The 12,002-nt window shown below is 66.9% G+C and carries 8 protein-coding genes; 7 read left to right on the top strand and 1 reads right to left on the bottom strand.

Annotation, left to right across the window (positions count from 1 at the left end; all coding sequences use genetic code 11):
* Positions 1-248 precede the first annotated feature (248 nt).
* The 6 genes from shn_RS26500 to shn_RS26475 all read left to right on the top strand — a co-directional run bounded on the left by shn_RS26500 (position 249) and on the right by shn_RS26475 (position 9,244).
* Complete coding sequence (locus shn_RS26500; RefSeq protein WP_064333519.1) at positions 249-863, top strand: ANTAR domain-containing response regulator; 615 nt, start codon at positions 249-251, stop codon at positions 861-863.
* Positions 860-2,071 (top strand): CmpA/NrtA family ABC transporter substrate-binding protein, encoded by a 1,212-nt coding sequence (locus tag shn_RS26495; RefSeq protein ID WP_064333518.1) that lies wholly within the window; start codon positions 860-862, stop codon positions 2,069-2,071. Before shn_RS26500 ends, shn_RS26495 begins: the two co-directional genes overlap by 4 nt.
* 312 nt (positions 2,072-2,383) lie before the next feature.
* On the top strand, positions 2,384-3,610 hold the full coding sequence (locus tag shn_RS26490; protein ID WP_064333517.1) for a nitrate/nitrite transporter: 1,227 nt from the start codon (positions 2,384-2,386) through the stop codon (positions 3,608-3,610).
* Positions 3,611-3,625: 15 nt separating this feature from the next.
* Positions 3,626-6,076, top strand: coding sequence for a nitrite reductase large subunit NirB (nirB, locus tag shn_RS26485; protein WP_064333516.1), 2,451 nt, complete (start codon positions 3,626-3,628; stop codon positions 6,074-6,076).
* Between the two features lie 11 nt (positions 6,077-6,087).
* Positions 6,088-6,417: a nitrite reductase small subunit NirD gene (gene nirD / locus shn_RS26480; RefSeq protein WP_064333515.1), complete on the top strand. Its 330-nt coding sequence runs from the start codon at positions 6,088-6,090 to the stop codon at positions 6,415-6,417.
* Between the two features lie 175 nt (positions 6,418-6,592).
* Positions 6,593-9,244 (top strand): nitrate reductase, encoded by a 2,652-nt coding sequence (locus shn_RS26475; protein ID WP_064333669.1) that lies wholly within the window; start codon positions 6,593-6,595, stop codon positions 9,242-9,244.
* A 70-nt stretch (positions 9,245-9,314) separates the two neighbouring features.
* Here the strand turns inward: shn_RS26475 and shn_RS26470 are convergent, their stop codons facing one another.
* Positions 9,315-10,361: a LacI family DNA-binding transcriptional regulator gene (locus shn_RS26470; protein ID WP_064333514.1), complete on the bottom strand. Its 1,047-nt coding sequence runs from the start codon at positions 10,359-10,361 to the stop codon at positions 9,315-9,317.
* Positions 10,362-10,648: 287 nt separating this feature from the next.
* Here shn_RS26470 and shn_RS26465 point away from each other — a divergent pair, with 287 nt between their 5' ends.
* Entirely contained in the window at positions 10,649-11,983 is a 1,335-nt protein-coding gene (locus shn_RS26465; protein ID WP_064333513.1) for an ABC transporter substrate-binding protein, read from the top strand.
* The last annotated feature ends 19 nt before the right edge of the window (positions 11,984-12,002 follow it).

Genomic DNA, 12,002 nt, shown 5'->3' with positions numbered 1-12,002 from the left:
GCATAGCTGCATTGCACAATAAATGTTTCCCATCTGGTCAAAAAAATCGCATAGTGCCCTCAGTTGATGCACACGGCGGTTTTCCTCCCAGTGCCGCCGCATCAGCTGTTCCCCTCTGGAGGTTTTTGACCTTCACACTTCATGGGCCGCGGTTTCCGCTGGCCCATTTTTTTTGGCCCCTTCGCGGCTTGATTTTCCCGGCCATTCGGAGGCATCTGCCGGAAACACTCACGCCGACACGGTGGGACATGCAGCCGGGCGCACTGAACGTACTGGTCATCGACGAGAACCGCATTCGCGCCGCCATCATCGAGGAGGGGCTGCGCGATGCCGGCTATGCCGTGACCGTGGTCGAGGAGATGCAGGGCCTTGCCCGCCGCATCGCCGAGCTCAATCCCGACGTCATCGTCATCGATCTGGAAAACCCCAACCGCGACATGCTGGAGAGCATCTTCCAACTGACCCGCGCGATCCAGCGTCCCATCGCCATGTTCGTCGACAAGTCGGACGAGGCCTCCATCGAGGCGGCGGTGGAGGCGGGCGTCTCGGCCTATATCGTCGACGGGCTGAAGCAGGAGCGCGTGCGGCCGATCCTGAAAATGGCGATCAGCCGCTTCAACGCCTTCTCCCGCCTCAGCCGCGAGCTGGAGGAGACGCGCAGCGAGCTGGAGAACCGCAAGGTGATCGACCGTGCCAAGGGCCTCCTGATGCGCTCGCGCGGGCTGTCCGAGGAGGCGGCCTATGCGCTCTTGCGCCGCACGGCGATGAACCAGAACCGCAAGATCGCCGAGATCGCCCAAAGCCTCGTCACGGCGGCGAGCCTGCTCGATCCGGAAGCGCCCGATCCGGGAGTGAAGACATGACGATGCGCCACGCCATCACCGCCGGCTTCGTGCCGCTGCTCGACAGCGCCCTCCTCGTCGCCGCGAAGGAGAAGGGCTTTGCCGCGGCGCAGTCGATCGACCTCACGCTGGTGCGCGAGCGCTCCTGGGCGAGCATCCGCGATCGCCTTGCCGTCCGCCAGTTCGACGTCGCCCATATTCTCGGCCCGATGCCCATCGCCTGCAATCTCGGCCTCTCCGCCCCGGCCCCGAAGATGATCGTGCCCATGGCGCTCGGCCTCGGCGGCAATGCCGTCACGGTCTCCGCCGCGCTCTGGCGGGCGATGGCGGAAGCCGGCGCGACCGCCGACCTCGACGCGCGCGAAAACGGCGCGGCACTCCGCCGGGTCATCGACGGACGCGCGGGGGAGCCGCTGCGCTTCGGCGTCGTGCATCCCTATTCCGGGCACAATTACGAGCTGCGCTACTGGCTGGCGGCGAGCGGCATCGATCCGGACCGCGAGATCGACATCCTCGTCCTGCCGCCGCCGGACATGGGCGATGCGCTCGCCGAAGGGTTTATCGACGGCTATTGCGCGGGCGAGCCCTGGAACACCTTCGGCGTCCTCAAACGCGGCGCGCATCTTGCCACCGTCAAGGCGGCGATCTGGAAATCGAGCCCGGAAAAGGTGCTCGGCGTCGATGCGGGCTGGGGCGAGGCGAACCCGGAGGCGCTGGCCGCCCTGCTGGTCGCGCTGCACCACGCCTCGCTCTGGTGCGGCGATCCGCGCAACCACGCGGAACTCGCTTCGCTGCTGGCGCTGCCCGCCTATGTCGGGCGCGAACCGGACCTCCTGCTGCCGGCCCTCACCGGCATCCTGCCGGTCGGCGGCGGCGCGGTGCGCACGGTCAGCGATTTCTTCGTGCCGCAGGCCAAGGCGGCCACCTTCCCCTGGAAGAGCCATGCGCTGTGGTTCTACACCCAGATGGTCCGCTGGCGGCAGGTGGCGCATACCGAGGCGAACCGCCAGGTCGCCGCCAAGACCTATCGCCCGGATGTCTATCGCGCGGCGCTGAAGACGCTCGGCATCGCCATGCCCTCGGCGAGCGCCAAGGTGGAGGGCGCGCTGACCGCGGAAACGCCCGTCGGCTCCTCCGGCGCGCTGACGCTCGGCCCAGACGGTTTCTTCGACGGCGGGCGCTTCGATCCCGACGACGTCGACGGCTATATCGCAGCGCAATCGCGCTAGCGCCTATTTTATGCGCACTGCACAAAATTTGGCGCAGCTTTGCCGATGGCCTATGCGCATGCCGGCATGCGGTCTTCCAGGAAATGAATTAAATCAATCGTTTGCCGAACTGGCACGCCGATTGCTTTTCTTTCCGTAGGCCTTCGGGCCACGATATCGGCGTCCAACGACGGGCGCCACCAGCAAAGCCGCTGATCGGGTTTTTCGCGCACATGACCTCCCTCGTGTCGCGCGAAAAGAACCTGGCCAGCGGCTTTTTGTTTTTCACCCCCAAGATGGAGCGGCACGACCTTGTCGGGCCACGGAGACGCCATGTCCGAGATCAAGCAGCCCCTGTCCCCGCGCGAACCCGCCGTCGCGCTCTGGATGTCCACCTTCGCCTTCACCATCTGTTTCGCCGTCTGGACGATTTTCGCCATCATCGGCATCCGCATCAAGGAAGACCTGGGGCTCACCGAAGCCCAGTTCGGCCTCCTCGTCGGCACGCCCATCCTCACCGGCTCGCTGGTGCGCATCCTGCTCGGCGTCTGGACGCCGCGTTACGGCGGCCGCCTCGTCTATACGCTGACCATGCTGGCGGCGGCGCTTTCGACGCTCATGCTCTCGCACGCCGCGACTTTCCCGCAGATGCTGCTCGCCGGCCTCGGCGTCGGCCTTGCCGGCGGATCCTTCGCGGTCGGCGTCGCCTATGTCTCGCCCTTCTTCCCGCCGGAAAAGCAGGGCACGGTGCTCGGCATCTTCGGCGCCGGCAATGTCGGCGCGGCGCTGACGAAATTCCTCGCGCCCTTCGTGCTCGTCGCCGCCGGCTGGCAGATGGTGGCGGAAATCTGGGCGGCGGTGCTGATCCTCACCGCCTGCCTCTTCTGGTTCACCACCAGCGACGACCCGGCCTTCCGCAATCGCCGCGACGGCAAGGCGCCGAAGCGCAGCCTCATGCAGGAATTCGCGCCGCTGAGGAAGGCGCAGGTCTGGCGCTTCTCGCTCTATTATTTCTTCGCCTTCGGCGGCTTCGTGGCGCTGGCGCTCTGGCTGCCGCGCTACCTCGTCGGCGTCTACGGCTTCGACATCGCCACCGCCGGCATGGTCGCCGCCGCCTATTCCATTCCCGGCAGCGTCTTTCGCGCGCTCGGGGGCATGCTTTCGGACCGCAAGGGCGCGCGTGCCGTCATGTACTGGATGTTCGGCGTTTCCGCGGTCGCGACGCTCGTCCTGTCGCTGCCGTCGGGCGTCACGCCCGCCGTCTTCATCGTCACCGTCTTCGTGCTCGGCTTCGTCATGAGCCTCGGCAAGGCGGCGGTCTACAAGCACATCCCGGCCTATTACCCCGACAGTGTCGGCCCGGTCGGCGGGGTCGTCGGCATGGTCGGCGGGCTCGGAGGCTTCGTGCTGCCCATCGCCTTCGGCCTCCTGAAGGATGCGACCGGCCTGTGGTCGAGCTGTTTCCTGCTGCTCTTCGCCGTCGTCGCCGTCTCGCTCCTCTGGATGCATCTTTCCATCCGCCAGATGGAGCGCCCCTCCGTCTCCGCCGTCGCCGCGTAAGTGTTAGGAAATCCCATGACCGAGAAACTCGTCATCGTCGGCAACGGCATGGCCCCCGGGCGCATGCTGGAGCACCTCCTCGAAAAGGCCCCGGGCCGGTACGAGGTCACCATCTTCAACGCCGAGCCGCGGGTGAACTACGACCGCATCATGCTCTCGCCCGTCCTCTCCGGCGAGAAGGCGTATGAGGAGATCATCATCCACGGCGACGGCTGGTACATCAAGCACGGCATCACGCTCTACAAGGGCCACCGCATCGTCGCCATCGACCGCGATGCGAAGACCGTCACCTCCGATCACGGCGTCACGGAACGCTACGACAAGCTCGTCATCGCCACCGGCTCCGTGCCCTTCATCCTGCCCGTGCCGGGCAACGACATGCGCGGCGTCATCACCTATCGCGACCTCGACGACGTGCAGGCCATGCTGCTCGCCGCCCAGTCGCGCGAGAAGGCCGTCGTCATCGGCGGCGGCCTGCTCGGCCTCGAAGCCGCCGCCGGCCTTGCCGGCCGCGGCATGGACGTCACGGTGCTGCACGTCATGCCAACGCTGATGGACCGCCAGCTCGACCCCGCCGCCGGCTATCTCCTGCAAAGGGAGCTGGAAGGGCGCGGCATCAAGATCCTCTGCAAGGCGAACACCCGGGCCATCGTCGGCAACGGCAAGGTCGAGGGCATCGAACTGGACGACGGCCGCGTCATTCCCGCCACGCTCGTCGTCATGGCCGTCGGCATCCGGCCGAGCGTGAGCCTCGCCAGGGAGGCGGGCCTTGCCGTCAACCGCGGCATCGTCGTCGATCACGGCATGCAGACCTCGGACGGCGGCATCCTAGCGCTCGGCGAATGCGCGGAAGTGGGCGGCATGGTCTACGGCCTCGTCGCCCCGCTCTACGAGATGGCGCGCGTCGCCGCCGCCCATCTGGCCGGCGACCGCTCGGCCGCCTTCGTCCACTCCGATACGCCGACCAAGCTGAAGGTCACCGGCATCGAGCTCTTTTCGCTCGGCGATTTCGCCGACGGCGACGACCGGGAGGAGATCGTGCTGCGCGATGCCTCTGCCGGCGTCTACAAGCGGCTGGTGCTGAAGGACAACCGCATCATCGGCACGGTGCTTTACGGCGAGACCGCCGACGGCGCCTGGTTCAACGACCTGAAGAAGAAGCAGACCGACATTTCCGAGATGCGCGAGACGCTGATCTTCGGCCAGGCCTATCAGGGGGGCGCACCGCTGGACCCTATGGCGGCCGTTGCAGCCTTGCCGGATGATGCGGAGATCTGCGGCTGCAACGGCGTCTGCAAGGGCAGGATCGTCTCGACGATCACGGAAAAAGGCCTGGCCTCGCTCGACGACGTGCGCGCCCACACCAAGGCGTCCGCCTCCTGCGGCTCCTGCACCGGCCTCGTCGAGCAATTGATGACGCTGACGCTCGGCGACAGCTACAACCCCGCCGCCGTTCAGCCCATGTGCGGCTGCACCGATCTCGGCCATGACGACGTGCGCCGCCTGATCAAGGCGAAGGGACTGAAGACCATTCCCGCCGTCATGCAGGAACTGGAGTGGAAGACCTCCTGCGGCTGCGCCAAGTGCCGCCCGGCGCTCAACTATTACCTCGTCTGCGACTGGCCCGACGAATATGCCGACGACTACCAGTCCCGCTTCATCAACGAGCGCGTGCATGCCAACATCCAGAAGGACGGCACCTATTCCGTCGTGCCGCGCATGTGGGGCGGCGTCACCAATGCGCACGAACTGCGCGCCATCGCCGATGTGGTCGACAAGTTCGAGATACCCCTGGTGAAGGTGACGGGCGGCCAGCGCATCGACCTGCTCGGCATCGAGAAGGAGGACCTGCCCGCCGTCTGGGCCGATCTCGGCAAGGCCGGCTTCATCTCGGGGCAGGCCTATGCGAAAGGGCTGCGCACGGTGAAGACCTGCGTCGGCTCCGACTGGTGCCGCTTCGGCACGCAGGATTCCACCGGGCTCGGCATCCGCATCGAGAAGTTCATGTGGGGCTCCTGGACGCCGGCCAAATTGAAGATGGCCGTCTCCGGCTGTCCGCGAAACTGCGCGGAGGCGACCTGCAAGGATATCGGTGTCGTCTGCGTCGATTCGGGCTTCGAGATCCATTTCGCGGGCGCGGCGGGCCTCGACATCAAGGGCACGGAGGTGCTCGGCCTCGTGAAGACCGAGGACGAGGTGCTGGAGCATATCGTGGCGCTGACGCAGATGTACCGCGAGCAGGCGCGCTATCTGGAGCGCATCTACAAATGGGCCAAGCGCATCGGCCTCGACGAGATCCGCCGCCAGATCATGGGCGATGCGGACAAGCGCAAGGCCTTCTACGACCGCTTCGTCTTCTCCCAGACATTCGCGCAGGTCGATCCGTGGTCGGAACGCGTCTCCGGCAAGGACAAGCACGAATTCAGGCCGATGGCGACCATCGGCTACGGCGAGGCCGCGGAATGAGGAGCACGGACATGACCTGGTTTCCCATCGGCAACATCGCCGACATCCCCCTGCGCGGCGCGCGCTGCGTCAAGACGCCGGAGGGGAAAATCGCCGTCTTCCGCACGGCGGAAAACGAGGTCTTCGCCATCGAGGACCATTGCCCGCACAAGGGCGGACCGCTCTCGCAGGGCATAGTGCATGCCAAGGCCGTCACCTGCCCGCTGCACAACTGGGTGATCTCGCTGGAGACCGGCAAGGCGCTCGGGGCGGACGAGGGGGCGGTGCGCACCATTCCCCTGCGCAACGAGGACGGGCTGCTCTCCATCGCGCTCGAAAGCCTGATGGCGGCGGCGGAGTAGGCAATGACAGGAGCCAGCCTCGCCCCTCATCCGGCTGCCGCCACCTTCTCCCCGTCCCGACGGGGAGAAGGGTGCTGGAGCACCGGCATTGCCATATCCTCCTTCTCCCCGCTTGCGGGGAGAAGGTCCCGGCAGGGGGATGAGGGGCGTGCGGCGCTCCGAACAGGAGCCGCCCATGCCCGTTGAGACGAAGACGACCTGCCCCTATTGCGGCGTCGGCTGCGGGGTCATCGCCACGGTCGGCGATGACGGCGCGGTCTCCGTCAGGGGCGATCCGGACCATCCCTCGAATTACGGCCGGCTCTGCTCGAAGGGCTCGGCGCTTGCCGAGACGATCGGTCTCGACGGCCGTATCCTCCACCCCGAGATCGCCGGCCGGCAATCCACATGGGACGAGGCGCTGACCCTCGTCGCGGAGAAATTCTCCGCCGCCATCGCCGAACACGGCCCGGATTCCGTCGCCTTCTACGTCTCCGGCCAGCTTTTGACCGAGGACTACTACGTCGCCAACAAGCTGATGAAGGGTTTTGTCGGCGCGGCAAACATCGACACCAATTCGCGGCTGTGCATGTCCTCCTCCGTCGCCGGCCACCGGCGCGCCTTCGGCTCTGATACGGTGCCGGGCAGCTACGAGGACCTGGAGCTTGCCGACCTCGTCGTCCTTGCCGGCTCGAACCTCGCCTGGTGCCATCCGGTGCTCTACCAGCGGCTGGCCGCGGCCAAGGCGCGGCGGCCGGGCCTGAAGGTGGTGGTGATAGACCCGCGCCGCACCATGACGGCGGATATCGCGGACCTCCATCTCGCCATCCAGCCGGATACGGATGTGGCGCTCTTTGCCGGCCTCTTTTCGCACCTCGTCCGAAGCGATGCGGTGGACCAGAATTTCGTCGCGGCGCACACGACGGGCTTTGCGGAAGCCTTCGCGGCGGCGGTTTCCTTTCCGGAGGCGCTGGAGCGGACCGGCCTGCCGGCCATGCAGTTGCGCGAATTCTACCGGCTCTTCACGCAGAGCGAAAAGGTCGTGACCTGCTACAGCCAGGGCGTCAACCAGTCCTCCTCCGGCACGGACAAGGTCAACGCCATCCTCAACTGCCACCTCGCCACCGGCCGCATCGGCAGGCCGGGCATGGGGCCGTTCTCGCTGACCGGCCAGCCCAACGCCATGGGCGGGCGCGAGGTCGGCGGCCTCGCCAACATGCTCGCCGCCCATATGGCGCTCGAAAGCGCGGAGGATCGCGACCGGGTGCGGCGCTTCTGGCAGGCTCCGACGATCGCCGGAAGACCGGGGCTGAAGGCGATCGACCTGTTCCAGGCCGTCGCCGAGGGGCGCATCAAGGCACTCTGGATCATGGCGACGAACCCCGTCGTCTCGATGCCGGACGCCGGCGCCGTCGAGGCGGCGATCAGGGCCTGTCCCTTCGTCGTCGTGTCCGACATCCTGAAGGAGACGGACACGGCCCGCCATGCCCATGTGCTACTGCCCTCGCTCGGCTGGGGCGAGAAGAACGGCACGGTCACCAATTCCGAACGCCGCATCTCCCGCCAGCGCGATTTCCTTCCCGCGCCCGGCGCGGCGCGGGCGGACTGGTGGCAGCTTGCCGAGGTCGGGCGGCGCATGGGTTTCGCAAGGGCCTTCGCCTACGAACGGCCGGCGGAGATCTTTGCCGAGCACGCCGCGCTTTCCGCCTTCGAGAACCACGGCGGCCGCGACTTCGATATCGGCGCCTATGCCGGCATCGGATCGGCCGCCTATGATGCGCTCGGCCCCTTCCAGTGGCCGCAACCGGCGGGCCGGGCCGAGGCGGAAACCCGCTTCTTCGCCGAAGGCGGCTTCTATCACGCCGATGGCAAGGCCCGCTTCGTCGCCGTCACGCCTGCCGACGCGGACCGCACGAACGCCGCCTATCCCTTCACGCTCAACACCGGCCGTATCCGCGACCAGTGGCACACCATGACGCGCACCGGCAAGAGCGCCCGCCTCTCCGCCCACATCGCCGAACCCTTCGCGGAACTCCACCCGCGCGACGCGCTGGAAATCGGCGTCGCGCCGGCAGGCCTCGTCGAGATCGAAAGCCCGCTGGGCAGGGCGGTGGTGCGTGCCCTCGTCACCGACCGCCAGGCGCGCGGCAGCCTTTTCGCGCCGATGCACTGGAACGACCAGTATGCGGCGAAGGCCCGCATCGACGCCCTCGTGCCGCCGCTGACGGACCGGGTGTCCGGCCAGCCGGCCTCCAAGAACGTCGCCGTCGCCGCCCGCCCCTTCAAGGCCGCGCACTATGCCTTCGCCGTGTCGCAGGCAAAACCCGACGCCCTCGACGCCGCCTACTGGGCGATCGCCAGGGCAGAGGGCGGCTGGCGCATGGAGCTCGCCTTCGACACGGCGGCGGACGATTGGGCCGGCTGGTGCCGCCGCACCTTCGCCCTGCCGGAAGACATCGAGCCGCTCGGCTATGCCGACCGGCAGACCGGCGAGATCCGGCTTGCCTTCTTCGACGGACCGCGCCTGCTGGCGGCCTTCTTCCTCGCGAGGGAGCCGGTGGCGGTGGCGCGCAACTGGGCGATCGCCGAGCTCGCCGCCGAACATCCGGATCTGCGCAGGCGCTTTTCCCTCGTCGCCGGCCGGCCGGGAGCAGACAAGCCGGATCCCGGCGCGACCGTCTGCGCCTGCTTCGGCGTCGGCATCAACCAGATCGTCGCGGCGGTGCGCGGGGGATGCCATGGCGTCGAGGCGATCGGCGCGGCGCTGAATGCCGGCACCAATTGCGGTTCCTGCCGCGGCGAGATCCGCGGCATCATCGAGGGATGCCTCGCCACGGCGGCGGAATAACCCCGTCCGGGCAGGTTCTGCCGACGTTCACGGCAACCGTTGCGACCGGCGGCCGGCAGGGGCCGATGCGTCAGAGGCCGGCGGCCTTCGGGGCGGGGAGGTTTTCCTTCAGCAGCACCTCGATGCGGATGCGCTCCTGCGAGGCGAGCAGTTCGCGGTGGTCGGCGCGGGCGCGCATGATGCGCAGCGCGCTGCGCACGGCATGGCCGGGGTCCTGGGCGATCACGGCGTCGATGCGCTCGTCCCTCAGCGCCTGCGCGCTGAAGGGCGTATGCTCGTGCGCGATGACGGTGAGGTCGCGGTCGCCCTGCGCATTCCAGACGGCCGTCAGCGGCACGCGCGCCTCCGCGCTCAGGACATAGACGGCGAGCGTATCCGGATGGTGCTGCAATGTGCGCTGGATGACGAGGTCGGCGCGCTTTTCGTCCGCATAGGTCTCCAGCGACGGCAGGCTCTGGAGATGCGGAAACTGGGCGTTGATGATGCTGTCGAAGCCGAGGCGGCGCTGGATGCTGTCGAGCGCCATCATGGTCTCGGCGACGACCATGATCTTGCCCGGCCGCGCGCCGATGAAGCGGCCGGCGATCTTTCCCGCCGTCGCGCCGGCGGCAAAGTTGTCGATGCCGACATAATCGGCACTCTCCAGCCGCTCCTGGCCGGAGAGGAACTGCACGACCTTGACGTCCCGTTCGACGAGCCGCACCAGCGCGTCGCGCACCTGCGGCGATTCCGGCGCCATGACGGCAACGCCGTCCACCGCGTCGTGGTCGATGGCGGTGAGGTATTTGGCGACGTGGTGCGGGTCGCTCATCGCAATCTGCGCGACCTCCACCTCGGTGGAATCGGCCCGCAGCGCCTCCTTCGCCTCGCCGACGCGGGCGATGAGTTCGGCAAGATACTGGTCGCCCGAGGTCGGCAGCACGAAGCGGAAGCGGTAAGTCTTGTTGCGGGCCAGCGCCACGGCCGCGGGGTTGCGCACGAAGCCGATGCGCTCGATGGCTTCGGCCACCTTCCGTGCGGCCCTGGAGCTGACATTCGGCCGCTCGTTAAGGACGCGGTCGACCGTCGCGAGGCTGACGCCCGCGGCTTCTGCCAGGTCTTTCGCGGTGGGCCGCATACTCCACTCTCTTTCACATCGGCGTGATCCTGAACCGATTCCTCTAACAAAAGCAGGCGAAAAGCAAGAATTGAAGTGCGCACCTCAAAAATTGCTTGCATTGAGGTGCGCACCTCAATATGAGTCGATGCGTGGCCGGCAGGAGGAATGTCGCCTGCCACGGAGGCGGCGCGGAGGAGAGCGACCCGCAGGACGGGTGCGCCCTGCCTCATTCCGCGCCATGTGCCCGCGACGGGCGTTTTCAACCTTCCGATGGAGGTCGGGAGGAGGGGGAGGAGAACCCAGCCATGACCATTCGCCATTTCAGAACACTGGCCGCTTCCGGCGCGCTTCTGGCCGCCGGCGTCGCCATCCCCGGTGGGGCGAGCGCCAGGGACCTGACGCTCTGCTGGGCCGCCTGGGACCCGGCCAACGCGCTGGTCGAGCTCAGCAAGGATTTCGAGGCCAAGAGCGGCGTCAGCATGAAGTTCGAATTCGTGCCGTGGCCGAATTTCGCCGACCGCATGCTCAACGAGCTGAATTCCGGCGGCAAGCTCTGCGATCTCATGATCGGCGACAGCCAGTGGATCGGCGGCGCGGCGGAGAACGGCCAGTATGTCAAGCTCAACGATTTCTTCGACAAGGAAGGGATCAAGATGAGCGACTTCATTCCGGCGACCGTCGTCGGTTACGCCGAATGGCCGAAGAACTCGCCGAACTACTGGGCGCTGCCGGCCTTCGGCGACGTCGTCGGCTGGAGCTACCGCAAGGACTGGTTCGCCCGTCCGGAACTGCAGGCGGAGTTCAAGGAGAAATACGGCCGCGAGCTGGCCGTGCCGAAGACCTTCGGCGAACTGAAGGACATCGCGCAGTTCTTCCAGAAGCGCGAGATCGACGGCAAGACCGTCTATGGCGCGGCGATCTACACGGAGCGCGGCTCCGAGGGCATCACCATGGGCGTCATGGACGTGCTCTACAGCTTCGGCTTCAAATACGAGAACCCGGACAAGCCCTATGAGCTGGAGGGTTACGTCAACTCCGCCGAGGCGGTGAAGGGGCTGGAATTCTACAAGGAGCTCTACGACTGCTGCACGCCGCCCGGCCATTCCGACGCCTACATGTCCGAGGACATCGACGCCTACAAGTCGGGCCAGGTCGCGCTGCACATGAACTTCGCCTTCACCTGGCCGGGCATCCATGCCGACGCCAATGTCGGCGGCGACAAATCCGGCTATTTCCCCAACCCGGCAGGTCCTGACGGCGCGGCCTACGCCCAGCTCGGCGGCCAGGGCATTTCGGTCGTCTCCTCCTCGGAAAAGCAGGAGGATGCGCTCGCCTATATCAAGTGGTTCGCGCAGCCGGAGATCCAGCAGAAATGGTGGGAGATGGGCGGCTATTCGGCGCTGCTGAAGGTCGTCGAGGATCCGAATTTCGCGACCAGCCAGCCCTATGCGCAGACCTTCCTCGACTCCATGGCGATCGTCCAGGATTTCTGGGCGGAGCCGGCCTATGCCTCGCTGCTGCAGGCGGCGCAGAAGCGCTTCCACGACTATGTCGTCGCCGGCCAGGGTTCCGCAAAGGACGCGCTCGACGGCCTCGTCAAGGACTGGACGGAGGTCTTCGAGGACGAAGGCAAGTACTGACGGTCCGTAACCCCCCTCT

This window comes from Shinella sp. HZN7 (assembly GCF_001652565.1).
GTDB classification, from domain to species: Bacteria; Pseudomonadota; Alphaproteobacteria; order Rhizobiales; family Rhizobiaceae; genus Shinella; species Shinella granuli.
The sequence above is the reverse complement of the archived record's forward strand: the minus strand, read 5'-3'. Positions and strand labels throughout refer to the sequence as shown.